This is a genomic window from Niallia sp. WK069_GA_01, assembly GCF_983173855.1.
Map to the genome: position 1 here is coordinate 312,319 of NZ_OZ470138.1, position 26,171 is coordinate 338,489.

Here is a 26,171-nt window from a genome sequence, read left to right on the forward strand (position 1 = left end):
TTTTGCGTAAAAATTTAAGGAAAGGATACTTCGATTTTGAATTAAATGGAGGCGTTAGCATGCAAAAATTTAAATATTCTCTTATCGTTTTAGCTGGAGGTATTTGTTATGGATTGCTTTCAACCGTTATAAAAATTGGTATTAACAATGGATTTTCCATTGAGGAATTAATAGGAGGACAATATATATTTGGCTGGTTAGGCTTATTCTTACTGGTTCTTGTTTTTTCTCCTTATAGGGCGTCGAAAAAAAATGGATTTCCCTTTTAATCATAGCAATACCAATGAGTATAACGACTATATCATATGGATTTGCAGTCAGAGAATTGTCAGCATCAATAGCGATTGTATTTATGTTTCAATTTACTTGGATGGGGGTTATGATCGAATCCATTATAAATAAGAAGTTTCCTAGTAAAGAAAAACTTCTGTCTATTGGGGTATTATTTGTAGGCACATTGTTTGCAGCAGGCGTTGTAGATGGAAATGCTCATCATTATTCGCTGCTTGGGATGGTACTTGGGCTAGTAGCAGCATGTTCATTTGCTTTCTTCGTATTTTTGAATAGTCGTGTCGCAATAGAGGTTCCGGTATATACGAAAAGTTTTATTATGACAACAGGTGCTATGCTTATAACATGCTTTCTATTTCCCCCAGCCTTTATTGTCAATGGGGCGATGCAAAGTGGACTTTGGATTTATGCTTTATTCCTTGGTGTATTCGGTGTTATTCTGCCAATTATTTTCTTTTCTGTCGGATCCCCAAAAATTGGTGCAGGCCTTAGTACCATTTTAAGCAGTATTGAGCTTCCAACAGTAGCAATTGCTTCTATTATCTTTGTACATGAATCGGTAACCCTATTACAGTGGTTAGGAATTATCTTCATTTTAATTGGAATACTTATACCGAACCTATTGGCAGCAAAAAAACAAGCTGGCCATATAGTGAAACAGCTGGCATAAGAACCGCAATAAAACGTATTTTTTGAAAAATAAAAAGTAGAATCATACTAAGAAAAGCGCGGGGCGCCTTGAACAGATCTGATGCTAGACAGACTTCACATTTTAAAAATTTTATGCTTTCTTATCTTTTAAAAAAGGCAGTATGCTGGATTCTTTTATAACCTAACTTTTTATATTGCAAACAGACGTAAGCAAAATGGTTTTCATAAAAATCTCCGCAACCATAGCAAGGTAAGGTAATTGTTGACGTTTTCGTGTAATTATAATAAAATAAGTTTATAAAGTTATTTAAATACTCCAAAGGGGAGTAGCTTACAGTTATGTCGTCAATACGTGATTTTTTAATCACCGGCCTAACTGGCAACAATTATGTTGTTTGCGAGACCTTTGCCAAATTAGGTGAAGGGATAAATATGTCTATTACAGACCTTTGCCAATTAATTGGTAAAGGTCTTTTGTTGTTTTAAAACAAAACAACTAAAAGAAATCAAGAAGGTGCTTGATTTGCCTAAAGGAGGAGAAAGATCATTTAATAGGCTGAGCGAACCAATAAATGAAATGTAATATAATAATAAACATACTGGAGGCTTACTTTATCATGAAAAAAATATTTGCAGCATTATTAACCGTAACACTTTTATTCTCACCTGTAGGAAATGCGTTATTTCATAATCAAACAACTACCGTTGAAGCAAAATCATATAAGTCTGGCAAGAAGAGCTTTAATTCATCTAATTCAAAATCGAATACAAACTCTTTCTTCCAAAAGAAGAAAACAAATAATACGAACTCTGCCCAAACAAACAAGAGTAAGAAAGGCTTCTTTTCTGGCGGATTAATGCGAGGTTTGATGGTTGGAGGACTGGCGGGTTTACTATTTGGTAGTTTATTTGCCAATATGGGAGTATTAGGTTCGCTGTTAGGGTTTATGATTAATATCATTGCAATTATGCTGGTAATTGGTATCATTCGCAAAATCTTCTCTTATATTAAAAACAAAAGAAAAGAGGAAGCAAATTCTTGGAGAAACTAATCATTCCTGAGCAAGATATTATTAATGCGGTATGTGTATATATTTCCCGGAAAAAGAAAGTAGAGACACAAGAAGTAGAAGTGGAATTAATGTATGATGATGATTATGGATTTTCAGCAGAGGCATATGTTCATGGGCGCAAGCAAGTACTAATTACACAGAATATAATAGAAGCTTTACGATTGTGGATGGATGAATATATTAATATTGATCCGTATATCGGAATAAAGCTTGTGTTGGATGAAGAAGAGGGCATTATTGCTGTAACGAGTTAAAATAAAAACCAGGCTGCTGGAAAAAGGTTTGCTCTCTTCGTCACTCCCTGTTTTTTTGAGGTGCTCATTCCCGATAACAAGGACCAACGACTAAAGTAAAAGCAACTAAGTATGCCAAGTCCAGTGCCAACACCGATTAACTTGCATCATGCGATCCTGAAATTTTACAAGCATACTTTTTTGGTACTCTGACAGGCTGTTCCAAACTGAATAGCCTGTTTTTGTTGAAAACCACTAACTATGAACTGCACCCCAATTGTTAGACACAATCTATCAATTGGAGGTGCAGTTTTTCTATGGCTAAATTTACGACAGAAGTTAAATAAAAAGCAAATACAAGAATATATTAAGAATCAGCTAAAAGAAGACTATAGGGGTGACCAGTTAACATTGTTCGAAGATTATGACCCTTGAAATATAAAAAGAAATAAAGAAATTCTTTAGAGTTAGTGAGTGAATGTGGTGCAAGAGGGAGACCTTATCTTATCAGCGGGCCTTTAAGACCTAGGCTGGTAAGAGAGGCTCTCAGCCGCAGAGCAAACCACCAGTTCTGGTGGTTTTAATTATAATTTGTTGTCAAGTTTATCCTATTTCTAAGCAGCTCTGAAGAGTAAAAGTTTTTCGAGATAATTCCAACCTAACACTCGCCAAATATAGGATAATTAGGATATACAAAACCCTATTATATTGATATTTGGGAGGAGTTTTTTTATGATAACTAGAAAAGACAAACGTGATAAAGAAAAAGGGATAAACTTTTTATTCGAGTTTCTAAAAACGCAGAAACACTTTTTTAAAGATTTTAGTAAGTTGCTTAAAAAAGTAAAGGATCCAAGACACCAGGGTTATACCATTTATGACCCAGAAGTCCTTTTGATGATGGTTATTTTAAAAAACACCTGTAATCTAAAAAGCATGCGTGAAAGGACGAATGAATTCAACAAGGACGAGTGCATCGAAAATATAGGAAAAATTTTAGGGATTGAACATTTGGAAGAATTACCCCACTATGATACAATCAATAATTTTCTTTCTCGGTTGAAACCAGCAGAACTTGAACATATCCGAACGTACATGATCAAAGAATTATTGAAAAAGAGGTGCTTTGATTCTTATCGGATGGAGGGGAAATATTGGGGCGTTATCATTGATGGTACAGGCATTTTCACGTTTAATGTAAAGCATTGTGACCACTGCTTGAGACGAAATTACAAGGAAAAGGATAAGGAAACGGGTGAAGAAAAAACAAAGACCATCTATATGCATCACGTCCTAGAAGCTAAATTGGTTGTTGGAGATATGGTGCTGAGTGTTGACTCAGCGTTTATTGAAAATGAATCGGAAGACGTGGAGAAACAAGATTGTGAACTAAATGCTTTTTATCGATTGGCTACAAGACTTAAAGACACATTCAAACGGCTGCCCATCTGTATCATTGCCGATAGTCTTTATGCGTGTGAAAAGGTCTTTAACCAATGCAAGAAATATAAGTGGAACTATTTATTTCGATTCAAGGAAGATCGCATCAAAAGTATTGCCAGTGAGTTTCAGGTATTAAAAAATATGGAAGACAATGTCTTGAATATAAATGAAGATAGCCAACAAGGAAGAATTACTTGGGTGAACGGAATTGTTTATAGGGAACATCAACAAAGTGTGCTGGAATACGAAATGGAAACGAAAAAGGGAAAACAAAAGTTTCTTTTCCTTACCAACATAAAAATCACAAAAAAGAATGCCAAAAGGCTCGTTAACACTGGACGAAGCCGTTGGAAAATAGAAAACGAGGGATTTAACAGACAAAAAAACCTACGCTATCACATTCAACACGCAAGCAGTAAAAATTACAATGCCATGAAAAATCATTATTTATTGGCCCAGATTACAGAAATCATAATGGTGCTTCATGAGCAAGGGTCGAAAGCATTGAAGCGCGTCAAAAAAACGGTAAAAGAAATATCCTCGCGACTGTTAGAAGCCTTTCGCGGGCAAACACTAACAAACGAGGATATAGTACAACTGGGAAAACCAATGCAAATTAGATTTACCTAGTGTCATAATTATAACAAAAGGATGTGGTGTTGGGAAAGAGAAAAGTAGTTATCCACAATTTCACAATGGAAATGACGAAATTGGCTTGTCTTTTTTGGTAAAAAGGACGAAAATGACAATGGTAAATTTTTACATGTGAATAAGTTACTTTAACATCTTTCACATTTTTTTATCAAAGTTTACTCCTCGGAGCTGTATTTCTAAGGGTATCACTGTAGTCATCGCAATGAAGGTGATTCATAAATTAATCAACAACCAGAAGGTAACTTTACATGAAGATTCCTTTATCCACTCTGCCAAGGGAAGCCATTACACCAGTCCAAGATATCAAAAGTTATTAAAAAATATGGTCTAGCCCAATCTATGTCTAGAAGAGGGGTTGTTTTTAATCTAAGCGTTGAGGTAGACTATCGATATCAGTAGAACTTAAAAAGATGACCCCTGAACAGTATAGGGATCACTTCTAGTTGATTGAATCTTTTTTTTCATGTCTCTTTGACATAGGTGCGAGTTTAAAGCAGGACAGCTTAAAAAGTAATTAGAGTTTGTATGGGTTTAATTTTCTAATTGAACAGATGGACCAAAAAACTCGTAATGAATCGCAGAGTCATCAATATCCATTTTCTTTAAATGTAAGATAACGTTTCTTAAGAAGGGTACAGGTCCACATAAATAATAATCGGCATTTTTTTCTTGAATAGTATTATGCAGCCAGTCATGATCAATCAATCCTTGTTTTTTAAAATGGATATCCAGTTTATCTTCATCGGAAGGATTGTCGTAAATAAAAGCTAAACGAAGATTCGGCATTTTTTTTGATAGCATGTTTAATTCTTCTTTAAAAGCCTGTACATTTCCACTTTTTGAAGCATGGATAAACTCCACTAGTTGTTCAGGATGTGTATCAGCAATATTAGTAAGCATGCTCATAAATGGGGTGATTCCCACACCGCCTGATAGGAATACGATTGGTCTATCTGTTTTACTGCTGTCTAAAGTAAATTCTCCAGCGGGTATGGTAACTTCCAATACATCTCCTTGTTTAACATGATCATGGAGATAATTAGACACGATTCCATTTGGTGTGTTATCTTCTGCTTCTCTTTTTACAGAGATACGGAAGTATTTTTTATTAGGAGCAGCAGACAAACTGTATTGACGGTTAAATAAATATTCTTCACCTGGGATAGCTAGGCGAATGGTGATATATTGACCAGGTTTGAAAATAGGAAGATCCGTTTCATCCTCTGCTGTGAAATAAAAGGACGTAATACATTCGCTTTCTTTTACTTTATTCGTTACTTTAAAGTTTTTATAATCAGCCCAACCCCCTTCTTGAACAGCTGCTTCTGCATACATTTCTTTTTCGATATTAATAAAGACTTCTGCGATAGCACCGTAGGTTTCTGCCCAAGCATTAATAATGTCATCTGTAGCAGCCTCTCCAAGGACTTCTTTAATGGCTTTAAGTAAAAATTCTCCAACAATTGGATAATGTTCAGCTTTTACTGCTAAACTGCGATGTTTGTGGGCTATTTGTTTTACGAGAGGTATAATAGTTTCTAGGTTATCAATATACTTTGCTGCAGCAAGGATAGTATTTGCTAATGCTGTTTGTTGTCTCCCTTGTTTTTGATTGCTGTGATTAAAGATATTTAATAATTCAGGATGTGCAGTAAACATATTTTTGTAAAAAACAGTAGTGATTTTAGTACCGTGTACTTCTAATACGGGAACGGTAGATTTAATGATTTCGATTGTTTTCTTAGATAGCATAATTAACCCCTCTTTTTAAAGTAGTATTTTTAATATATCATCATACTAGTATGGATAATGCGAAAAAGCAATATTTTAAATACATCTTTTAGGTTTTTCTATGAATGATTTAACAAAATGTTCACATTTACACTATGAAAAACATAATAACTTATTTGGATGGAATGGAGGTAGAAAAGTTGAGATTAACTAGTTATACAGATTATTCGTTGCGAGTATTAATTTACTTGGCAACTGATAATGAGAAGAGGCTAGTAAATATAAAAGAAATCGCGGAAACATATAATATTTCTAAAAACCATCTTATGAAGGTTATTTATAATTTAGGAAAAATGGAATATATTGAAACAATACGAGGGAGAAATGGGGGAATGCGTTTAGCGATGGATCCTTCTGCCATTAATATAGGGGAAGTGGTTCGCAGGACAGAAGAAGATTTTTATCTTGTGGAATGTTTTGAACACCAAGATAAATGTATTATTACACCAGTCTGCTCGTTAAAGCATTTATTCAGTGAAGCATTAGAGCAATTTTTAAAGGTTCTTGATCAATATACACTTGAAGATATCGTGCAAAATCAAATATTGCTTAAGCAATATTTTTCTGCAAAATCATAAGGCTGGCTTTCTTCCTAATAAACAAGTGACTAACTGTTCTGGATTTTTAAAGTAGAATTGTTCCATAAGAAACAAAAGAGATAAGAATGATAAAAGAATACAGACAGGCGGTCATGCCATAAGTTATTACAAATTTATGGCATGGCCGCCTTTTATATATTGATCAATCAAAATGTAATTTATAATCATCTGATTTTATGATCTTGAATTTTTTCGTAAATACATAAATAAGTACAACATTTAAGAGGAAAGGAAGAATAAAGAATGTGCTTATCATAATCAGAATATTTTCTGTTGTCCAGCCACCTTCAGCTAAATGCATATAGTTTAATGGTCCTACTAAACCGGATAAACCAAAACCAGCGCTGTATGGTGTACCTTGAATATTAAAAAGTCCTGCTAATGCTCCTAAAAATCCTGCTGTAATTAGCATAGGAATAATAATTTTTGGCTTCATAAAGAAGTTTCGCATTTGAATTTTTGGAGAACCAAGTACATGAGCTAACGCAGTCCCAAGTGCATTAGCTTTGTAGCTGGCAATAGCTAATCCAATGCCTGCTGCTACGATGCCTAAGTTAGCGGCTCCTGAACCTATTCCAGATAGTGAGATGACTGTAGCGACACCGACAGTCGAAATAGGAGAAAGGATAATGATGCAAAAAACGATTGAAATCAACATCCCCATTACTATTGGCTGTAAGGAAGTAATGTTAGCAATGCCAACACCGATTAAACCGGTAGAAGACTTTACAAATGGTAGGATTAAGTAGCCGATCATACCAGGAATCAGGATGCTTAAAGTTGGCAGGAGAAGAATCGAATATTCCTTTAAACGATCTCCAATAAATTGCACAAATACCACTGCCAATGCTGCTGTTAGTCCTGTATTGACAACAATGCCAATTCCATTTAATGCAAATAAACCTTCTGTTGTTTTCTGAATAGCACCACTTCCGACCATTGCGGCAATGCCAACACTAGCTGTTTGAATAGAGGTTAATTTAAAGGTAATGCCAACCATTACGCCAATCATAACCGGTAATAAACTCATTATAATAGTCGTCAGATCTAATATATGCTGCAATGCTGGAAAGGAGGGAATCAATAGTTTTAATAGTTCACCTAATAATGCATTTGGTATTAATGAAACTACAATTCCGATACTCATCCCAGTTAATAATTTATTAAAAAATTCCTTCACGGTAGTAATCCCCAATCGCTTTGATTTTGGAATTAATTATAGAAAATATTCAGATAAGCGTCAATAACTTTTTTTAGCACTTCAACGCGAAAACGTGAAAAAGTAAATAGGAAGATGGGAAAGTATTATATAAGAATAATACATAGGAAGAATTAATTAGTAGCTATTCTATTAAAATGAGCAGTTTTAGCTAACGATATATAGTATGATAGCAATAAATCTACTCTTTTTTGTAATCTTCATAAAGAAGAGCTGTTGCAGTTTTTGTTTTCTAATAGAATGACAATAGATTTGTATAAAAGAAGGAGGCATTATCATGACAAACTTTAAACAACGAATCACACCGTTTTTAACCTTTTGTGGAAACGCGGAGGAAGCAATGAATTATTACATTTCTGTTTTTCCAAACTCTAAATTATTATCGCTTTCGCATATTTCAAAGGAAAACAGAGGGGAAGAAGGGAAGGTTCTTAATGGATTATTTGAGTTGATGGGGCAGCAATTTATGGTAATGGATATGGAAAAGAAGTATTGTCCAGAGTTCACTTGGGCTTCGTCTCTATTAATTGATTGTAAAGATCAAACAGAATTTAATTCTCTTTTTTTAGAATTATCTAAACATGGAACCGTAATGATGGGGCCAGAACCTATACTTCACTTCCGACAAGTGGCGTGGGTAACGGATAAGTTTAATATTACATGGCAGATAGTATGGGAATAAATTTATACTTTAAAACTCAAACTTCGCATCATCAAATTCGTTTGCAAGTCCTTGATATTACTCGGTTTAGAACAATAAAATGAGAGGCTTGTTTTTTATTGTGGGGGTTGCTTTCCACTACGGGTTGCTTCGCTTTCCGCGGGGTGGAAGCTGAGCCTCCTCGGCATTGCCTTGCGGGGTCTCAGCCTTCCCACATTTCCCGCAGGAGTCTTCGCACCCTTCGTTACAAGCAACCTGTTTTAGAATAAGTTCTTGTCTTCGAATTTCATTACAAGGTAAGACTACTAAATACTAGTAGCCTTGATTTTTTATGTTATTGTTCAACGACAGCAACTAATTGATCAAACGGCTTGATTGGAGTGTAAGGTGCGAGACTCCTGTGGGATTAGCGGGTTAGATGAGACCCCGCAGGCAAAGTGCCGAGGAGGCTCATCGCACGCCCCACGGAAAGCGAGCATCCTGAAACGAGAATCTTGCCCCTATTTAATAAGGAATAATATTTGCAAAAAACACCTAAAAAGACGAATCAATCATCCTTTTCTCATTGCTCTAAACCAAGTTATGCTAATACATGAAGAGGAATTATAACTGCGAAGTTTGAGTTTATAACTATTAAAGTGCAGAAAGGTAATAAACGTACAGCATAAGATACTTTTAATAGCGTTATCATCAAAGATTTACGTACTCTAATCCTGTTTAAGGATGTAAACTCTCTCCTTCAAATGAAGTTAAAGTAAATATTATAATGAAGTAAAACCTTCCATCTGATTCCCAAAAGTTTTTTGCAAGGAATTTATTTTTACAGGCACTAGGATCGAAAGTTCATGTTCTTTCCATCATTTTGTTTATTATTGTACCGATAAATGGTTATATTTCCTCGGTAAAAGAGAAATAAACAATCAAAGAATGGTATACTAATGATAATTGGAAAAAAATATAATAAAAGAAAAAAGATACTAACTGTTTTCCGATTATTACAATGGATGGAAAATACATATTATAAAAAAAGGTGTTTTAATAATGAAGCAATATGACGATATAGATCAGAAATTCTATTACCGTTTCATGATAATAATTATTATTCTTATGGTAGCAGGAATTATGGCTAGCTTTTCCAAAGTGGAACATTTAAGTATAGGACACTTTTTACATATTGTATTAGTGGTGATTCTTTCGATATTACTACTTATTTATCCTAGAAGTGAAACTTCCATGGTAAGAAAACTGATTATGATAATTGGATCTTCTTATTTTTATGGTTTGTTTTATCTATATCCAGAGACATGGTCCAGTTTTATTTTTATTTGTTTCATACCGGCTCTTTCTATCCTGTTTTTTGATGCAGAATTATTCTATTTTTCGTTAGTTCTTAATGTTCTTTTGTACATAATTATGTACAGTTATATCCTTGTTTTGGAAAATAACTCAATATATACGTATATGGAAATAAACATTGTTGGTAATATAATAAATTTTGTTGGAAGCCAGGCTATTTTATATTTTATCTTTCAGCTAACTTTTGCAAGAGTAAAAAAACAGCAACTATATTACGAGCAATTACAGCAATCAGAGCGATTAAAAACCACCGGCCAGCTTGCAGCAGCAGTTGCCCATGAAATAAGGAATCCTTTAACGGTAGTAAAAGGGTTTTTACAATTATATGAAAAAGATGAAGCGTTGAACGAGCAGACGAAAAGGAATTTCACCTTAATGTGTGAGGAATTAGAGGTAGCAGAACAAGTTATATCTCAATTTCTTATGGTGGCAAAACCAGATAAGGATAAAAAAACAGAACAAGCAGATGTGACTGCTGCACTTAAGAGTGTCACTGATTTAATTACCTCATATGGTCTGCTAAGAGATAATAATATTAATGTCAACACAACAGAAAACTGTTTTATCATCATCAATTTAATAGAATTTAAGCAGTTGATGATTAACTTGATAAAAAATGCAATAGAGGCATCCAACGATGGACAGTCTGTTGAAATAGAGATAGAAAAACATAAAAAAACAGTTGAAATTAGAGTGATTGATCAAGGGATAGGAATGGGGGAAGAAGAGATTCGCTCATTGGGAACACCCTTTTATTCATTAAAAAGTAAAGGAACAGGTCTAGGCATGATGATCTGTTTTAATATTGTAGAAAAATACAATGGGAATATTCACTTTATAAGCAAAAAAGGAGAGGGGACAACAGTTATCATTACTTTTCCATTAGAAGTATCCTAACTTCTTAATGGACAAAAAACTCCCATTGGAGCTGGGAGTTTTTTTCTTTATTCTTTTATAGGGGCATCCCCTATTTTTGATTTGTTAACATTGCTTCTTTTCGTATTATAATTTTGGAAATATTGTTCTAATTGTTCAAGCGTTTGTCCTTTAGTTTCTGGTAAATATTTTTTAATAAATCCTATTGAGAATAAGCCTAAAACAAAAAATAAGAAGAACGTGAATGATAACCCTATTTTTTCGAGTAGTATAGGGAAAATCAACCCAACAAGAAAATTCATAATCCATAAACAAAAAACGGTGATTCCCATGCCAATTCCTCTTATTTTTAAGGGGAATATTTCAGAAAGCATTAACCATGTTACTGGAGAAACAGCACCTTGTTGAAACGACAAGAATGTTACTGTTAGTAATAGCATGATATAAGGAAGAACAGATGTACCATGTAATGTAATGGAAAGGATGCCAATCAGTAGGAGAGAGGTTGTGGTTCCGATGAGACCGGTAATTAACATAGGTCTTCTTCCTACTTTACCTAGTAATATAATACCGACAATTGTAGCGATTACAGAAATAGCTCCGTTGGCAATATTGGCAATAAGTGCGCCCTCTGTAGTAAACCCAGAAGTTTGAAGGATATGTGTTCCATAGTACATAATGGAGTTAACCCCTGTTGCTTGTTGTACAATAGCAATGCCAATGCCAATAAAAACAATCCTTCGAACCCACGGTTCTTTAAGATCCTTAAAGCTGGCTTTCTCTAATTGTGATTTTACTGTAATAGCTTTTTTAATTTGTTTTAGTTCTTCCTTTGCCCTTTTTTCTTTACGAATATATTTTAAAACCCGAAAGGCATCTTTAAATCTACCCTGTGTAGCATACCATCTTGGACTTTCAGGTACGATCAGCATTCCGAGCCATAAAGCAATTGCTGGAATCGTTGCAATGACTAACATATATCTCCAAACATGACTTGCGCCGTCCATTGTGTGGGCAATGGTTGCATTGGTAATATAAGCAAGCAGCTGTCCTGTTACAATCATTAACTCATTCTGTGTAACCATCTGTCCTCGAAGTTCTGTAGGTGACATTTCTGCCAAAAAGGTAGGTACAGCTACAGAAGCCCCTCCAACTGCTAAACCGAGCAAGAAACGGAAACCGACCATAATGGGTACATTCGGTGCAAAGCTGCATCCTAGAGTAGCGACAAGAAAAATTATTGCAAGATAAAGAATGATTTTTCTTCGACCTATTGTATCAGAAAGTCGCCCGCTAAACATGGCCCCAAAAGCTGCTCCGAATAAGAGTGAACTTGTGACAAGTCCTTCAGTAAAGGCATTAAGATTAAGTTCAGATGGTCTAGCCATAAAAGGCAAAGCTCCATTAATTACTCCAGTATCAAATCCAAAGAGAAGTCCTCCAAAGGTGGAAATTATGGCAATTTTTTTTAGGTTCCGCTTTTGATTAGGGGAGTCCCCTGGATCAATGCTGCTTTCTAACGGTTGATTCATTTTATTCATTACTCCTCCTCAAATAAAAGTGGCTCTTTTTTTACATTCCATGATCACAATCAGTAGCGTATTTTTTCAATTGGCTCCACTCAAGGAATTTTTACTAACCCAATTCAATTGAACATTTCAAAATCCTACTTCTTTTAAAAGATCGTACCTAAAAAGAAGGAAGAAGAAATTATATATATTTTGAATAATTGGCAACATGGAGTGAATATAGAACAATGGTAAATAATTTGTGAAAGCAAATGGCAACATCAATTGACTCGAATCCTGCCAGCTCCATTAGATAAACGTCTTCATTTATCCTAAAAGTTTAAGACTTACTTTATGATACTTACTCTTCGCTTTTAAAAAGCCTTCTCGTTTTAAAAGCTTTCTGAGATATTCACCTTAACTTTTGCCATTTGTTCTTTTAATTCCCTTTTTAATTGAATTAAAACCAGTTCTTTTTATGAACTTAATCAAAAAAACAAGTAATGTTCCAATTGCAGATTCAAAAACTTTATATTGAAATAATTTTTTTGTATGAATCTAGCCAAAAAAGGCAGCATTAAATGAAATTCATCAAATAATGCTGCCTTTAAACAATAGTCAGAAAGAAAAAGTGTTTGAAAGTTTGGGTTGAAATTCCAGTGTTAGAATTTTTAACGGATGGAATTTTTATATGTTTTATTGTGTTTTTAGTTTTTTATGGTTTGGTCCTTTAAGTACTAATAACTAACGCTAAGGTTAGAGTAACTGTGATTAAGAGCTTTTTCGTATTTGGGGTTTTCTTTCTTAATTAGATGGTAAGTAAGACACATTGGTTTTTTTGTTCGTGGATCTCTGCCAATCTCAGCATCAATTTGAAATACTTCCTCAAGTACCTCATGGGTAATAATCTCTTCGCAATGGCCGGCTTTTACAACTTTCCCATCTTTCAGTGCTACGATATAATCAGCAAATCGAGCTGCTTGATTAAGATCATGTAATACCATGATAATCGTTCTTTCCTGCTCAATATTCAGCTTTTGCAATAACTCCAACACTTCTAATTGGTGAGCCATGTCTAAATAAGTGGTAGGCTCATCAAGAAAAATAATATCTGTCTCTTGTGCAAGTGCCATCGCAATCCAAACTCGTTGTCTTTGACCGCCAGATAAAGCGTCAACAGGACGATATTTAAATTCTTTTGTATTTGTTACTTCTAATGCCCAGTCAATTGCTTCCACATCTTTAGGTGTTAATTTCCCAAATCCTTTTTGATGTGGGAATCTTCCATATGAAACGAGTTCTCCAACTGTTAATCCTGATACTGTTTCTGGAGTTTGAGGAAGAATAGCCATCTTCTTTGCCAAAATTTTGGTGTTAACTTTTGAGATGTTTTCTCCATCTAAAACAACGGAGCCAGATTGATGGGATATAATTCGAGTAATTGCCTTTAATAAGGTGGACTTACCACAACCATTTGAACCAATAATAGTGGTGATTTTTTTATCTGGTATCTCTACGCAGAGATCTTTTACAATCAACTGCTCTCCATAACCAATGCTAATATCTTCCGTATATAGTCGAACCATTATATCCCTCCTTCTTATTAAGGTATTTTGTTGAGAATGATAATCATTTATAGATACTTTCATGATAGTATTCTTTGATTTATCTGTCAATATCACAAAGAGGAAAAACTATAAAAAGAAGAGTAAATATTAACCTAATCATCTTAAACTTTGCAAGTATAAATTCCTCTTCATGTATTGCCGTAACTTGGTTTAGAGCAATTAGAAAAGGGTGATTAATTAGTCTTTTAAGGTGGCTTTCTACTATTATTTCTTATAAATAGTGACTTGCTTTCCGTGGGGCGTGCGAGAAGCTGCGCCTGCTTAGGTCTCATCTAACCCGCTAATTCTTTACGCACCCTCCACTTCAATCAAGCCGTTTAATCAATTAGTTGCTGTCGCTGAAAGGGTAAAAACATCCACCTTATAGAAATAGACACAAGCGGCACATTTTCGTAGAACAACGTTGAATTTTGTGAAGTGGTAGTAGTATTAATGTTTTGATAAGAAGTAGGCGATTTATTATATTGAAATATCAAAATATTAGTAGTGAAGTGTAGCAAGTAACTTTAATAAATGCAAAAAGAATAGATTCTGATAAGGTAAAAACTAAGATGATATAAATCCACAGAATGCACTAGAAATATGTATGGCTTTAATGGGACAGCCTGAATACACGAAGAAGGAAATAGGTGGTGAACCACGCATGAGCGAGGCTCACCACCTATTTCCTCTTGTTAAATAACCTATCCGATTGAAAAGGAAAAGCGCTCTTATATTCTCTTCATTTCTGATGTTCTATTCTACAGAAACAGCCATCATTAAGGCGTTGTTTGGAACTTCTTCTGTTTCTAATTGATAAACAGTTTCTCCATTCTGCCAATAGATAGAAACCTCCACTTTGTCGCCACCTTGTTTATAGTTAACTTTTACTCTTCCTTTGTCATGAGGAACAGGCAAGCTATGTTTTTCTAAATATGCTACCATTTTTTTTGCGATGCCAACTTGATCTAAATTATCTACTGAGAGTGATTCAATTTGCAAAATCCATCTTCCTTCTTGCCAAGCTAAATATTTATGGCCGGCTGCTCCTTCCGTTATACCTTTTATGCCATGTCCGAGATCAACGGCCATTTCATCTGGTATTTGATCGACATTTGTAGTGGTTGAGAAAAGATCTTTTTGTTTATCGGCGCTATCATTAGTATATTTTTTCGCTGAAAAGGAAGCGAATAAAGGAATTTCTTTATTTGTATCAAGCGAAGAATCATTTACAGCTGTTTTTTTATCTGTTTGATAAAAATTAACGCTATAGGAGTCTAGTGTATTTTCTGCTATTTTCGCTGCTAAATAACCATTTTTTGAAATAGGAAAAATGGTAGGGAGGAGTGCTCCTTCCATTTTTAGTTGGTTTTTAATAGACGCAGTCGTATCCTTTGATGATGAAGAGCTACTATTTTTAGCAGGTTGACTTGCATTGCTTGTTGTTTCATCTTCCTTAGTGGCTCCAACATGCTCCTCTTTGTTTTGGTTTGTATTATATTGACTATCTTTATTATTCTGCAAATTAGTATGGTTATTTTGACAGCTTGTTAAGACAATGGTTCCACCTATTAATGCTGCTAGTATCGTATACTTCAATGCTTTACACCCCTTTAATGATCGTATTATTATTTTTTACCCTATTTTATCCAAATAAATCTAAATAATAATATTGCAACTTCTTAATAGTTTGTTAGTATTCTTTACATATATATATAAGGTCTTTGAAAGGAAGAAAATAGATCGTCTCATAAAAAACTATAAAAACCTACATGTGTAATGCTGAAAACCTCTAACTAAAAAAGCATATATAATAGGAAGAAACTCGGTAATAATTAAAAAAATACTTTTTATATAAATAAAAATCTACAATCAATTTTTGCTAACAATATGGAAGAAAAGTTAACGTAAAATCCATTTCATTCGCTATAAAAATGCTTAATTTGAAATAAATAGAAATATATGTACTTAATATGTTAGTTCTTATAACTGAATTTTTGTTCATCTTGTTAATGGCTATTCAAACGCGTTATTATAGAGTTCACATAAAATTCATATTTGTTAAAAAACTAGGCTTTGAACAAATATGAAGTTTGTTTATTACAATGATCTCTTTAAAATAGCTAATTTTACAGCATCATTGATGTTGGAGTAAGTGGTTAGGTTTTCTTAACAATTTTCAGACTAGTTGAAAATTGTACTAGACAAATATGAAATTTTTGTTTTACAATAGCAAATGTACTTTTAGATAACTAATTACTTATTTTGAATGTTTGTTATTTTCAGAATACTTAAAAAGATAATTACAGAAGAAAAGAAGGGGAACTCATATGAAGAAACAACTAAAAGTTTTATTAATGGCTTCTACATTAGCAGCAGGTATTTTATCTGGTTGTGGTGCAGGAGGATCTAACAAGTCGTCTGAGGATGAAATTAAAATCGGAGTAAACTTAGAATTATCTGGAGCGGTTGCTTCTTATGGACAATCATTAGAAGACGGGATTGATCTTGCGATAGATGAAATTAATGCAGATGGCGGGATTGACGGGAAAAAAATCAAGCCAATTAAAGTCGATAATAAATCAGATTTAACAGAAGCAACTAACGGAGCACTGAAATTAATTACTCAAGATAAAGTATCAGCTATTATCGGTGCAGCGACAAGTGGAGATACAGTTGCCCAAGCGCAAATTGCAAGTGACAATAAAACAGTTTTATTGGCTCCAGCTGCTACAGCACCAAATGTTACGGTAAACAATGGAAAAGTAAATGATTATGTTTTCCGTACTTGTTTTATTGATCCTTTCCAAGGTATTGTTGCTTCAAACTTTGCAACAAAAGAATTAAACATTAAAAATGCGGCTATTTTTGCTGATAGCTCTAGTGATTATGCAAAAGGATTAGCGGCTTCCTTTAAAGAAACGTTTACTGCAAACGGCGGTAAGATTGTGTCAGAAGAAGCATATGTAGCAAAAGATACAGATTTTACTTCAACATTAACGCGTATTAAAGGGAAAAAGCCAGATTTTATCTTTATCCCAGGATACTATGAAGAAGTGGGACTAATTGTAAAACAAGCTCGTGATTTAGGAATTACTGCCCCATTAATGGGTGGAGATGGTTGGGCATCACCAAAACTTGTAGAGCTTGCTGGAAAAGATGCTTTAAACAATACATTTATTATCAACCATTATTCAACTGTAGATCCTGATCCGAAAATTCAGAAGTTTATCAGTTCATTTAAAGAAAAAAATAAAGATAAAGAGCCAGATGCTTTTAATGCATTAGGATATGATTCTGTTTATTTATTAAAAGATGCAATCCAACGAGCTGGAAGCACAGACTCTGTGAAAATACAAAAAGCTTTAGCTGAAACAAAAGATTTATCTTTAATCACTGGAACAATATCAATCGATAAAGATCATAATCCAGTAAAATCAGCAACTATTTTAGAATATAAAGATGGAAACCAATCCTTTAAAACAAAAGTAAATCCTTAAAAACAAAGACGGAGAGATGGGGGGGGGATTATCCTCCCTATTTTCTGTTTATATCGCGAAAAAGGGATAAAATTCCTAAATTGGATACGGTTGATGAGGGTTTTTGGCAGAGTAGCTTATATATTTGTATGAACCATCAGTGGTACTGATGGGAGTTTTTCTTTTTATATAAAGAAATAGTATCAATAATTTAGTTAATAGGGGAGTGAAAAACAAAATGGAATGGGTACAGCAACTAGTAAATGGGATATCTTTAGGTAGTATCTATGCTTTAATAGCATTAGGATACACAATGGTTTACGGAATTATAAAATTAATAAATTTTGCTCATGGCGATGTATTTATGGTTGGTGCATTTATTGGTTTTTTTGCCATAACTGGATGGGGGCTTGGATTCTTCCCTGCTTTGCTTGTAGCAATGGCGGCATCAGCAATATTTGGTGTTCTGATTGAGCGCATTGCATATAAAAGGCTACGTAATGCAACAAGAATTGCGGCACTTATTACGGCGATTGGTGTTTCTTTGCTTATCGAATATGGAGTTATTTATTTCCGCGGAGCACAGCTGGAAACATACCCAAGTGTATTGCCGACTACAAAATTTGATATTTTTGGCGCGCAAATTAGCAGTAAATCATTAATAATCTTAGGTGTATCTGTATTTTTAATGATTATTTTGCAATTTATTGTCCATAAAACCAAAACAGGAAAAGCAATGAGAGCTGTTTCTCAAGATATGGATGCAGCTAAATTAATGGGAATTAATGTGGACCGTACTATTTCAGCAACATTTGCGATTGGTTCTGCATTAGCTGGTGCAGCTGGTGTTATTTTTGGTGCATACTATACAAAAATTGAGCCATTGATGGGTGTTATACCAGGATTAAAAGCATTCGTTGCGGCAGTATTAGGCGGTATTGGAATTATTCCTGGAGCCATGGTAGGCGGGCTGTTATTAGGAGTAGTAGAAACAATTGTAAGTGCTTTAGGTTATTCTTTATGGAGAGATGCTGCTGCATTTATTATTTTAATCTTAATTCTTATATTTAGACCATCTGGCATATTTGGCAAAAATACAAAAGAGAAAGTGTAGGTGAAGAGAAAAATGAAAAAGTCTAAAAGTTTTTGGGTATTTTTATTGTTCTCTGCGCTTTTTTATGGTGTTATTCAATTTTTCATGAATACAGGAATTATTGATCCGTTATACAGCAATATGATCATTTTAATGTCTATTAATATTATGCTTGCAGTAAGTCTGCATCTAGTTATTGGAATAACGGGACAATTTTCAATTGGACATGCAGGTTTTCTTGCAGTTGGAGCGTATGTATCTGCGATCATTACCATGAAATTCGCATTGCCATTTCCAGTAGCCATTCTTGCAGGAGGAATTGTAGCAGCATTAGCTGGGCTTCTAGTAGGAATTCCAACACTGCGTTTGCGTGGAGACTATCTAGCTATTGCCACGTTAGGGTTTGCAGAAATCATTCGGATATTCTTTTTAAATATTGATTACGTAGGTGGAGCAGCAGGTATGCAGGTTTCTCGCCTGACCACTTGGACGACTACTTTTATTTGTTTATATATTACCATTCTAGTTATTGTAAACTTTACGAATTCCCGTCATGGCCGTGCAGCCATTTCAATTAGGGAAAATGAGATAGCTTCCGATGCTATGGGGATTAATACTACTTACTACAAAGTACTTGCATTTGCATTAGGGTCATTTTTTGCTGGTGTCGCAGGAGCACTGCAAGCACATAATTTTTATATTATTCAACCGACGAATTTCGGATTCTTAAAATCATTTGATATTCTTATTTATGTTGTTTTAGGTGGGTTAGGAAGTATTTCAGGGGCTGTTATTGCTGCCGTGTTTTTAACCATTATTTCTACTTTCCTACAGGACTACCCAGAAACAAGAATGATTATCTATAGTTTAGTGTTAGTAATTGTTATGCTCTATCGTCCAAAAGGATTAATGGGAACACTAGAGATTACCGATCTATTTAAACGAAAAGGAGGTAGTTCTAATGACAAAAAATAATCCATTACTTCATGTTAAAGGTGCTGGTATTCAATTCGGCGGGTTAAAGGCAGTATCCAATATAAACATGGAGCTTCATGAAGGAGAATTAATTGGATTAATTGGTCCCAATGGTGCAGGAAAAACGACTACCTTCAATCTGCTTACAGGTGTTTATCTACCAACAGAGGGAGATATTTCTTTCGGAGGGAAGCGTTTAAATGGGTTAAAGCCTTATCAGGTAACAAGAAGAGGGATAAGCAGAACATTTCAGAATATCCGTTTATTTAATGAACTGTCGGTATTAGATAATGTTAAAGTTGCTTATCATTCGCTAGCAAAACATTCTGTAATAAGCAGTATTCTTCGTCTTCCATCCCATTTTGCTGGAGAAAAAGAAATGGAAGAGAAATCATTAGAGTTTTTAAAGGTTTTTCAACTGGATAAATATAAGGATGAGAAAGCAAAAAACTTACCTTATGGGCAGCAGCGACGTTTGGAAATTGCCAGAGCATTGGCAGCCGGTCCGAAACTGCTTTTATTGGATGAGCCAGCAGCTGGTATGAACCCTCAGGAAACGCATGAACTGATGGAATTAATTGCTTTTATCCGCAAACAGTTTAACTTGACGATTCTTTTGATTGAACATGATATGCCTCTCGTAATGGGAATATGTGAACGTATATATGTATTAGATCACGGCCAGTTAATTGCGGAAGGAACGCCTGAAGTAATCCGCAATCATCCAAAGGTTATTGAGGCTTATCTAGGAGAGGAGGTTGCAGAATAAATGTTAAAAGTAGATGATATTAATGTATACTATGGCAATATCCAAGCATTAAAAGGGGTAACATTAGAAGTAAAGGAAGGCGAGATTGTTACGCTTATTGGCGCTAATGGTGCCGGAAAGAGTACGCTTCTAAAGACATTGTCGGGTTTATTAAAACCAAAGTCAGGCACTATTCACTATTTAGGAAAATCTATTGCAGGCAAGCAAGCACAAACGATTGTGAAAGCAGGGATTTCCCATGTACCAGAAGGCCGCAGAGTTTTCACGAACATGACAGTGGAAGAAAACTTGGAATTAGGAGCCTACTTAAGGAAAGACAAAACAGAGATACGCCAAGACTTGAATCGAGTATATGAAATATTTCCTAGGCTATTAGAGAGGAAAAAGCAGGCTTCTGGGACCCTTTCTGGAGGAGAACAGCAGATGTTAGCAATGGGACGAGCAATCATGGCTCGACCAAAGCTGTTGTTATTAGATGAGCCATCAATGGGCCTCGCACCGTTATTTGTGAAAACAATCTTTCAAGTAATTGAAGAAATCAATAAAAATGGCACAACTGTTTTACTGGTAGAACAAAATGCCAATATGGCTTTATCGATTGCTGATAGAGCATACGTAATTGAAACAGGTCGTGTAGTTTTATCTGGAACAGCAGAAGAATTGCAGGCAAGTGAAGAATTAAAGTTGGCTTATTTAGGCGGACATTAATAAGGAAAAGCGCAAACGCCTTGAACAGCTCTGAAGCTAGACAGACTTCACATTTTAAAAATTTTATACTTTGTTATCGTTTAAAAGGCTGTCACATTATTATTGTGACAGCTTTTTTAAACGATAGACAGTTCTTCTCTTTGGAAACAAACGTTTTATACAGAATACAATTATTGATTTCCATGTATGTTTTTTCTTTTACTGTTTTTCATTGCGTTTATTGCTATAAATAGAAAGTGCAGGATGAGAACCTTTTGTAATGACTTCACGCAGTATTTTGGCTAATGCCATGCTGTAAACAAGACCGTTATCGCCATATGCCATTAGAAAATAACAGTTTGGAAACTCCTCGTATTCACCAATCATTGGAAGTCCATCATGTGTCCCTCCATAAAATGCACCTAAATAATATTCCGGAAATATATTTAAGGAGGGGAAAAGTTTTTGACATTCTTCTATTAATTTATTTTTGCGATGGATAATTTTTGATTCGCGGTCTTCTGGATTGGTTGTATCATCATCGAGACCGCCGATAATGATCCGGTTATCAGCTGTTGTCCGCATATAAATATAAGGACGTGCTGTTTCCCAAATTAATGTTCGTTTATGCCAATGAGAAAAATCCTCTAGCTGGTTCGTAACAACTGCATAAGAACTTAATAATATACCATTTTTTTCTTTATAAAATTCAAGATTCTCATAACCTGCTGCGAAGATAACTTTTTTTGCTTTAATGGAATTGCCGTTTTCAGTATAAAAAGTAGCACTGTCCTTCGTTAATTTCCTCCCGTTTATTCTCGTATTTTCAAAAATCCTTGTTCCTTTTTTAAAGGCATGATCAAGCAGAGCATGATTGAATTTAAAAGGGTTAATTTCACCATCATTATATGTATAAAGAGCCATATATTTGCCGAATCCATACTTTTCTTTTATTTCCTTTTCATTTAAAAGTGTTGCTTGGAATTGATGTTTATTTAAGTAATAATATTCTTTTTCTAGTTTTTTTATATCTTCTTGATAGCTAGCAAAATAGAGGCTGTCTCTGCGGATAAAATCGGATGGGATATCCAGATTTTCAGCTGCTGTTTCGATATCGTTTATCGCAGCTTCACAAAGTTTGCTATGGGTAATAGCCATTTCTTCACCGAAGCTATTTACAAGCTCAAATAGCATTTTATCACCGAGATATTGAATAAGAGCTGTATTGGTTAATGTACTGCCTTGACCGACTTGACGTTTATCAACTACCACAACATCAAGGCCTGTATCGCTTAAATAATGGGCACATTGCGCACCAGAACTTCCTGCACCGATAATTAATACATCACAACTAATATCCTCTGCCAATGCTGAATAAGAGGGATGATTTGTGAATGTTGTCGGCCAATAAAACTTTCCTGTTTGTAGATCCATAACAAATCCTCCAATATACAAAATATAACACTATTTTCTTCAGCTAAAGTATGTCCTACTTCTTCTCTTCTTAGTACAGCATTCCAAATTATTACCAATACTTTTACTTGGATGGAAATTTATATTTCGAACAAACTAGAATGGAAAAGGAGGGAGTAAAATGGTGCAACCGTTAACTGGAAAAGAGCTTGAGTATATGGCAGATTGTATGTCAAATGAGGATTTATTACTTAAACAGGCAATTGTGGCTCTTACACATGTACAAAACCCTGCAGTTCAGCAATTATTTACACAAGTGACCAAGCAACACCAGCAGCATTATCAGCAGCTTTTAACGACCATGCAGCAGCATGCGTCAATCGCCCCTAAAATGCAATAAGGAGAGGATTATGATGAATATCCAAACACCAACTATTGGAGAACAAGATATTGTGTATTCCTTTTTAGCAGATTTAAAACGTTCTGCAAGGGAATATACAACAGCAGTCACAGAATCTAACTGCCCAGAAGTACGTCAAGTTTTTGAGCAGCTTCTTCAAAATACATTAAAATTACAGGCACAGACATATGAGTTAATGTCACAGCAAGGGTGGTATAATACATCATCTCCTGTACTAAGCGCGGAAATAAACAAACAAATTAATACGTATACGCAAACGCAAACACAGACAAATCAAATGCTTCAGCAAAATGTAGGCATTTAAATAATTTCAAAACAAAAAACAGCAAAACGCTCCTGATTTTATTATTATAAAATAGTAAAATTAGGGGAGGTTGCTGTTTTTTTGTTCTTTTCTTTTGGTTAATAGATTTTTACATAAAATTAAAAATAGTGGGTTGGAACTTTGACAACTCCATGGAAGAAAGTTATTTTAAAAAGAAAAGAAAATTTCAATAAGTCAGGAAACGAAAAATGAAACCATTTACTTCTAATGTAATAAAAATTCTTCGATCTATTCCAGCAGGTAAAGTAATGACATATGGACAAGTTGCAAAAATCGCAGGGAGCAGTCGTGGAGCAAGACAAGTTGTCCGTGTTTTACATTCAATGAGTGATAAATATCAACTTCCTTGGCAGCGGGTAGTCAATGCAAGCGGCAAGATTTCTATACAAAATGAAGAAGCAAAAATGCTGCAAAAGCAATTACTAGAAGAGGAAGGAATGGTTTTTGAAGAAAATGATCAAATTTCTTTAAAGAAATATATATATGACCCTGTAGAGCTTATGGAGGAATGACAAGCGCTAATGATTCTATCTTAATGGAGGAATAACATGTTTTCTAAAGAACGATTAATAAAAGAGATAGATTTCTGCAAACCGTTTGAAGGAATATGCCCAATGGAACTGGCAGATAAATTAACAGCTTTAGCGGAAATAGGGAAGACAAATCAAGGTGGAATTACACGTTTTCCTTATACGGAGGAAGAGGAAAGGGCTAAACTTCTTTTTAAAAGCTGGATGGAGGACATAGGGCTACAAGTGAGGGAAGATGCAATTGGCAATCTGTTTGGCAGATTAGAAGGGGAGGATAAGACTCTTCCCGTTGTATTAACAGGCTCTCATTTAGACAGTGTACCAAATGGAGGAGCATTTGATGGTCCACTTGGTGTTTTAAGCAGTTTATTTGCGATTAAATCAATTAAAAACAGCGGTCAAAAGATAACAAGGTCTATTGAACTTGTTGTGTTTGTGGATGAAGAGGGATCTCGTTTTAAAAATGGCTTATTTGGAAGTCGTGTGATGATGGGGGAAGTGGAAGAAGGGGATCTTGCCAGTTTTCAAGATGAGCAGGGAAAGATACTATATGATGTAATGAAAAATAATAAGTATTATCCTAACAAGATAAAAGAAGCGCATCGTGCTCCCGAAGATATTTATGCTTTTTTAGAAGTACATATTGAGCAAGGAAAAAAATTAGAAAAAGGACATAAAAATATTGGTGTCGTAAGTGGAATATCAGGTCCTGCTGTCATCTCCATTACATTTGTGGGGGAAACTAATCATGCAGGAAACACGCCAATGGAGTTCAGGAAAGATACAGTAGCTGCAGCAGCAGCTTTTATTCTAGAAGTGGAAAAAGCACCAAGGAAGTTTAGTGAAACGGCGGTTGCAACCATTGGAAAAATAAATGTTTATCCAAATGGCACTAATGTTATCGCTGGAAAAACGGAAATAGTATTGGATGCGCGCGATGTAGATGAAGAGGCAAGAGAGAAGATGCTGAAGTATTTGCGGGATACAGCAGAAGAAATTGCTAAAAGTAGGGAGATTTCTGTAGATTTTCAAGAAATGTTGAAAATAGATCCTGTAATTATTTCTGATAAAATGCAGTCGATTATTAGTTCTGCTGCAGATAGAAGCGGGTTAACATCCGTGTCTCTTCCGAGTGGAGCTGCTCACGATGCAATGACATTAGGAAGATATGTATCTTCTGGCATGATTTTTGTTCCTAGTTTAAATGGTAAAAGTCATTCTCCTGAAGAGTGGACGAGCTTGCCTGACTGTGTAAATGGAGTGCAGGTGTTGAAGGAATCGTTAATTATTTTGGCAAATGAATAGGATGCTCTGAAAAGAGGGAGGCGCTCTCAATTAGTCCGCAGTGTAGGCTGCTCAGCGCGAGCCCCACGGAAAGCGAAGTGTATTCAGGCTGCGGGGGATTACCACAAACCTTCTTTTTTACATAAATAAAAAACCCAAACCATGATACGAAATATTTTTCACATCTTCGTATCATAGTTCGGGTTTATCTTTGGCTGGAATACTTTTATGTCCCAGCTTCTTTATAACATCCTTTTAAGTGCAAGGAGTTTCTTATAGTACTGGTGCCATTGTTTCTTTTAGTACTTTTACAGAATGATCGAATTTTTCTTTTTCTTCTTTGTTTAAATCAATTTGAACTACTTCGCGAATTCCGTCACGGTTTATAACAGCTGGAACGCCGATATATACATCTTTATGTCCGTATTGTCCTTCTAGGTAAGCAGATACTGGTAAAATAGAATTTTCGTTATTTAAGATTGCTTTTGTGATACGAACAAGTGACATACCGATTCCGTAATAAGTAGCACCTTTTCTTTCGATGATATGGTATGCAGCATCACGAACATTTACAAAAATTTCATCTAAGTCTTCTTGTTTATAGTTAGGGTTTTTGCTTAATAATGTTTCAATGCTTTCTAAACCGATTGTAGAACGGCTCCATACTGGTAATTCTGTATCACCATGTTCGCCAATGATAGCAGCATGTACGTTTCTAGTATCCACATTAAAGTATTCACCAAGCATATAACGGAAACGAGCACTATCTAAAGTAGTTCCAGAACCGATTACTCTTTCTTTCGGTAAACCAGATTCTTTCCAAGTTACATAAGTAAGAATATCTACTGGGTTTGTAGCGATTAAGAAAATGCCATCAAAACCACTGTCCATAACACTTTTAATGATTTGTTTGAAGATTGCCGTGTTTTTTGCCACTAGATCTAAACGAGTTTCACCTGGTTTTTGTGGTAATCCAGCAGTAATAACTACTAAATCAGCAAGTCCGCAATCTTCGTATTTTCCATTCCATACTTTTACTGGTGATGGAGCGAATGGCATACCATGGTTAAGGTCCATTGCTTCCCCTTCTGCTCTTTTTTCATTTACGTCAATTAGAACTAATTCTTCTGCTACACCTTGGTTAATGAAAGAATAAGCAAAGCTACAACCAACTGCTCCTGTACCAATTAATACAACACGATTAATATTTTGTTTTGTCATAATAAATCTCTC

General features: G+C 34.9%; 23 protein-coding genes and 2 pseudogenes. 18 read left to right on the forward strand and 7 right to left on the reverse strand.

Features of this window, described 5'->3' with window-relative positions; genetic code table 11:
• The first annotated feature begins 59 nt into the window (after positions 1-59).
• The 6 genes and pseudogenes from AC5LWL_RS01525 to AC5LWL_RS01550 all read left to right on the forward strand — a co-directional run bounded on the left by AC5LWL_RS01525 (position 60) and on the right by AC5LWL_RS01550 (position 4,321).
• A pseudogene (locus AC5LWL_RS01525) lies at positions 60-961 on the forward strand (EamA family transporter).
• A 320-nt stretch (positions 962-1,281) separates the two neighbouring features.
• Entirely contained in the window at positions 1,282-1,428 is a 147-nt protein-coding gene (locus AC5LWL_RS01530; protein ID WP_493432699.1) for a hypothetical protein, read from the forward strand.
• A gap of 131 nt (positions 1,429-1,559) precedes the next feature.
• Positions 1,560-1,994, forward strand: coding sequence for a hypothetical protein (locus AC5LWL_RS01535; protein WP_493432700.1), 435 nt, complete (start codon positions 1,560-1,562; stop codon positions 1,992-1,994).
• Positions 1,982-2,269 carry a YxcD family protein gene (locus tag AC5LWL_RS01540; protein WP_493432701.1) on the forward strand — a complete coding sequence of 96 codons (288 nt, stop codon included), beginning with the start codon at positions 1,982-1,984 and terminating at the stop codon, positions 2,267-2,269. Before AC5LWL_RS01535 ends, AC5LWL_RS01540 begins: the two co-directional genes overlap by 13 nt.
• Positions 2,270-2,590: 321 nt before the next feature.
• Positions 2,591-2,683: pseudogene (locus AC5LWL_RS01545) on the forward strand (IS200/IS605 family transposase); the annotation flags it as partial.
• 297 nt (positions 2,684-2,980) lie between these two features.
• Positions 2,981-4,321, forward strand: a complete 1,341-nt coding sequence (locus AC5LWL_RS01550; RefSeq protein ID WP_493432702.1) for a transposase family protein — start codon at positions 2,981-2,983, stop codon at positions 4,319-4,321.
• A gap of 555 nt (positions 4,322-4,876) precedes the next feature.
• Here the strand turns inward: AC5LWL_RS01550 and hmpA are convergent.
• Positions 4,877-6,097, reverse strand: coding sequence for an NO-inducible flavohemoprotein (gene hmpA, locus AC5LWL_RS01555; protein ID WP_493432703.1), 1,221 nt, complete (start codon positions 6,095-6,097; stop codon positions 4,877-4,879).
• A gap of 179 nt (positions 6,098-6,276) precedes the next feature.
• Here hmpA and AC5LWL_RS01560 point away from each other — a divergent pair, with 179 nt between their 5' ends.
• Positions 6,277-6,714 carry an RrF2 family transcriptional regulator gene (locus AC5LWL_RS01560; RefSeq protein ID WP_493432704.1) on the forward strand — a complete coding sequence of 146 codons (438 nt, stop codon included), beginning with the start codon at positions 6,277-6,279 and terminating at the stop codon, positions 6,712-6,714.
• Between the two features lie 163 nt (positions 6,715-6,877).
• Here the strand turns inward: AC5LWL_RS01560 and AC5LWL_RS01565 are convergent, their stop codons facing one another.
• Entirely contained in the window at positions 6,878-7,915 is a 1,038-nt protein-coding gene (locus AC5LWL_RS01565) for a PTS sugar transporter subunit IIC (protein WP_493432705.1), read from the reverse strand.
• A 316-nt stretch (positions 7,916-8,231) separates the two neighbouring features.
• Between AC5LWL_RS01565 and AC5LWL_RS01570 the strand changes: the two genes are divergently transcribed.
• Complete coding sequence (locus tag AC5LWL_RS01570; RefSeq protein WP_493432706.1) at positions 8,232-8,636, forward strand: VOC family protein; 405 nt, start codon at positions 8,232-8,234, stop codon at positions 8,634-8,636.
• A 1,020-nt stretch (positions 8,637-9,656) separates the two neighbouring features.
• Complete coding sequence (locus AC5LWL_RS01575; RefSeq protein ID WP_493432707.1) at positions 9,657-10,868, forward strand: ATP-binding protein; 1,212 nt, start codon at positions 9,657-9,659, stop codon at positions 10,866-10,868.
• Positions 10,869-10,915: 47 nt separating this feature from the next.
• Here the strand turns inward: AC5LWL_RS01575 and AC5LWL_RS01580 are convergent, their stop codons facing one another.
• From AC5LWL_RS01580 to AC5LWL_RS01590, 3 genes are all read right to left on the reverse strand, one after another.
• The gene (locus tag AC5LWL_RS01580; protein ID WP_493436511.1) at positions 10,916-12,379 is read right to left on the reverse strand and encodes a sugar porter family MFS transporter; all 1,464 of its coding nucleotides are present in this window, start codon (positions 12,377-12,379) and stop codon (positions 10,916-10,918) included.
• A 713-nt stretch (positions 12,380-13,092) separates the two neighbouring features.
• A complete protein-coding gene (locus tag AC5LWL_RS01585) occupies positions 13,093-13,941 on the reverse strand; it encodes an ABC transporter ATP-binding protein (RefSeq protein ID WP_493432708.1) in 849 nt (282 codons plus the stop codon).
• Between the two features lie 777 nt (positions 13,942-14,718).
• The gene (locus AC5LWL_RS01590) at positions 14,719-15,561 is read right to left on the reverse strand and encodes a hypothetical protein (protein ID WP_493432709.1); all 843 of its coding nucleotides are present in this window, start codon (positions 15,559-15,561) and stop codon (positions 14,719-14,721) included.
• A gap of 731 nt (positions 15,562-16,292) precedes the next feature.
• Between AC5LWL_RS01590 and AC5LWL_RS01595 the strand changes: the two genes are divergently transcribed.
• The 5 genes from AC5LWL_RS01595 to AC5LWL_RS01615 all read left to right on the forward strand — a co-directional run bounded on the left by AC5LWL_RS01595 (position 16,293) and on the right by AC5LWL_RS01615 (position 20,986).
• A complete protein-coding gene (locus AC5LWL_RS01595; RefSeq protein WP_493432710.1) occupies positions 16,293-17,462 on the forward strand; it encodes an ABC transporter substrate-binding protein in 1,170 nt (389 codons plus the stop codon).
• 217 nt (positions 17,463-17,679) lie between these two features.
• On the forward strand, positions 17,680-18,555 hold the full coding sequence (locus tag AC5LWL_RS01600) for a branched-chain amino acid ABC transporter permease (RefSeq protein WP_493432711.1): 876 nt from the start codon (positions 17,680-17,682) through the stop codon (positions 18,553-18,555).
• Between the two features lie 12 nt (positions 18,556-18,567).
• Positions 18,568-19,509, forward strand: a complete 942-nt coding sequence (locus AC5LWL_RS01605) for a branched-chain amino acid ABC transporter permease (RefSeq protein ID WP_493432712.1) — start codon at positions 18,568-18,570, stop codon at positions 19,507-19,509.
• Complete coding sequence (locus AC5LWL_RS01610) at positions 19,496-20,278, forward strand: ABC transporter ATP-binding protein (RefSeq protein ID WP_493432713.1); 783 nt, start codon at positions 19,496-19,498, stop codon at positions 20,276-20,278. Before AC5LWL_RS01605 ends, AC5LWL_RS01610 begins: the two co-directional genes overlap by 14 nt.
• Entirely contained in the window at positions 20,279-20,986 is a 708-nt protein-coding gene (locus tag AC5LWL_RS01615; protein WP_493432714.1) for an ABC transporter ATP-binding protein, read from the forward strand.
• A 198-nt stretch (positions 20,987-21,184) separates the two neighbouring features.
• Here AC5LWL_RS01615 and AC5LWL_RS01620 read toward each other — a convergent pair whose 3' ends face one another.
• Complete coding sequence (locus AC5LWL_RS01620) at positions 21,185-22,399, reverse strand: NAD(P)/FAD-dependent oxidoreductase (RefSeq protein ID WP_493432715.1); 1,215 nt, start codon at positions 22,397-22,399, stop codon at positions 21,185-21,187.
• Between the two features lie 160 nt (positions 22,400-22,559).
• Between AC5LWL_RS01620 and AC5LWL_RS01625 the strand changes: the two genes are divergently transcribed.
• The 4 genes from AC5LWL_RS01625 (at position 22,560) to AC5LWL_RS01640 (ending at position 24,959) form a co-directional block, all read left to right on the forward strand.
• Positions 22,560-22,778: a hypothetical protein gene (locus AC5LWL_RS01625; protein ID WP_493432716.1), complete on the forward strand. Its 219-nt coding sequence runs from the start codon at positions 22,560-22,562 to the stop codon at positions 22,776-22,778.
• A 10-nt stretch (positions 22,779-22,788) separates the two neighbouring features.
• Complete coding sequence (locus AC5LWL_RS01630) at positions 22,789-23,103, forward strand: spore coat protein (RefSeq protein WP_493432717.1); 315 nt, start codon at positions 22,789-22,791, stop codon at positions 23,101-23,103.
• A 209-nt stretch (positions 23,104-23,312) separates the two neighbouring features.
• Complete coding sequence (locus AC5LWL_RS01635; RefSeq protein ID WP_493432718.1) at positions 23,313-23,636, forward strand: MGMT family protein; 324 nt, start codon at positions 23,313-23,315, stop codon at positions 23,634-23,636.
• A gap of 36 nt (positions 23,637-23,672) precedes the next feature.
• The gene (locus AC5LWL_RS01640; protein ID WP_493432719.1) at positions 23,673-24,959 is read left to right on the forward strand and encodes a Zn-dependent hydrolase; all 1,287 of its coding nucleotides are present in this window, start codon (positions 23,673-23,675) and stop codon (positions 24,957-24,959) included.
• A gap of 252 nt (positions 24,960-25,211) precedes the next feature.
• Here the strand turns inward: AC5LWL_RS01640 and AC5LWL_RS01645 are convergent, their stop codons facing one another.
• Positions 25,212-26,159: an L-lactate dehydrogenase gene (locus AC5LWL_RS01645; protein WP_493432720.1), complete on the reverse strand. Its 948-nt coding sequence runs from the start codon at positions 26,157-26,159 to the stop codon at positions 25,212-25,214.
• Positions 26,160-26,171: the final 12 nt, after the last annotated feature.

Coding starts and splice junctions, on each gene's coding strand:
- AC5LWL_RS01610 (WP_493432713.1), top strand. CDS start 19,496: ATGACAAAAAATAATCCATTACTTCATGTTAAAGGTGCTGGTATTCAA.
- AC5LWL_RS01645 (WP_493432720.1), bottom strand. CDS start 26,159: ATGACAAAACAAAATATTAATCGTGTTGTATTAATTGGTACAGGAGCA.
- AC5LWL_RS01585 (WP_493432708.1), bottom strand. CDS start 13,941: ATGGTTCGACTATATACGGAAGATATTAGCATTGGTTATGGAGAGCAG.
- AC5LWL_RS01615 (WP_493432714.1), top strand. CDS start 20,279: ATGTTAAAAGTAGATGATATTAATGTATACTATGGCAATATCCAAGCA.
- AC5LWL_RS01530 (WP_493432699.1), top strand. CDS start 1,282: ATGTCGTCAATACGTGATTTTTTAATCACCGGCCTAACTGGCAACAAT.
- AC5LWL_RS01620 (WP_493432715.1), bottom strand. CDS start 22,399: ATGGATCTACAAACAGGAAAGTTTTATTGGCCGACAACATTCACAAAT.
- AC5LWL_RS01570 (WP_493432706.1), top strand. CDS start 8,232: ATGACAAACTTTAAACAACGAATCACACCGTTTTTAACCTTTTGTGGA.
- AC5LWL_RS01605 (WP_493432712.1), top strand. CDS start 18,568: ATGAAAAAGTCTAAAAGTTTTTGGGTATTTTTATTGTTCTCTGCGCTT.
- AC5LWL_RS01600 (WP_493432711.1), top strand. CDS start 17,680: ATGGAATGGGTACAGCAACTAGTAAATGGGATATCTTTAGGTAGTATC.
- AC5LWL_RS01550 (WP_493432702.1), top strand. CDS start 2,981: ATGATAACTAGAAAAGACAAACGTGATAAAGAAAAAGGGATAAACTTT.
- AC5LWL_RS01535 (WP_493432700.1), top strand. CDS start 1,560: ATGAAAAAAATATTTGCAGCATTATTAACCGTAACACTTTTATTCTCA.
- AC5LWL_RS01575 (WP_493432707.1), top strand. CDS start 9,657: ATGAAGCAATATGACGATATAGATCAGAAATTCTATTACCGTTTCATG.
- hmpA (WP_493432703.1), bottom strand. CDS start 6,097: ATGCTATCTAAGAAAACAATCGAAATCATTAAATCTACCGTTCCCGTA.
- AC5LWL_RS01640 (WP_493432719.1), top strand. CDS start 23,673: ATGTTTTCTAAAGAACGATTAATAAAAGAGATAGATTTCTGCAAACCG.
- AC5LWL_RS01595 (WP_493432710.1), top strand. CDS start 16,293: ATGAAGAAACAACTAAAAGTTTTATTAATGGCTTCTACATTAGCAGCA.
- AC5LWL_RS01625 (WP_493432716.1), top strand. CDS start 22,560: ATGGTGCAACCGTTAACTGGAAAAGAGCTTGAGTATATGGCAGATTGT.
- AC5LWL_RS01580 (WP_493436511.1), bottom strand. CDS start 12,379: ATGAATCAACCGTTAGAAAGCAGCATTGATCCAGGGGACTCCCCTAAT.
- AC5LWL_RS01635 (WP_493432718.1), top strand. CDS start 23,313: ATGAAACCATTTACTTCTAATGTAATAAAAATTCTTCGATCTATTCCA.
- AC5LWL_RS01630 (WP_493432717.1), top strand. CDS start 22,789: ATGATGAATATCCAAACACCAACTATTGGAGAACAAGATATTGTGTAT.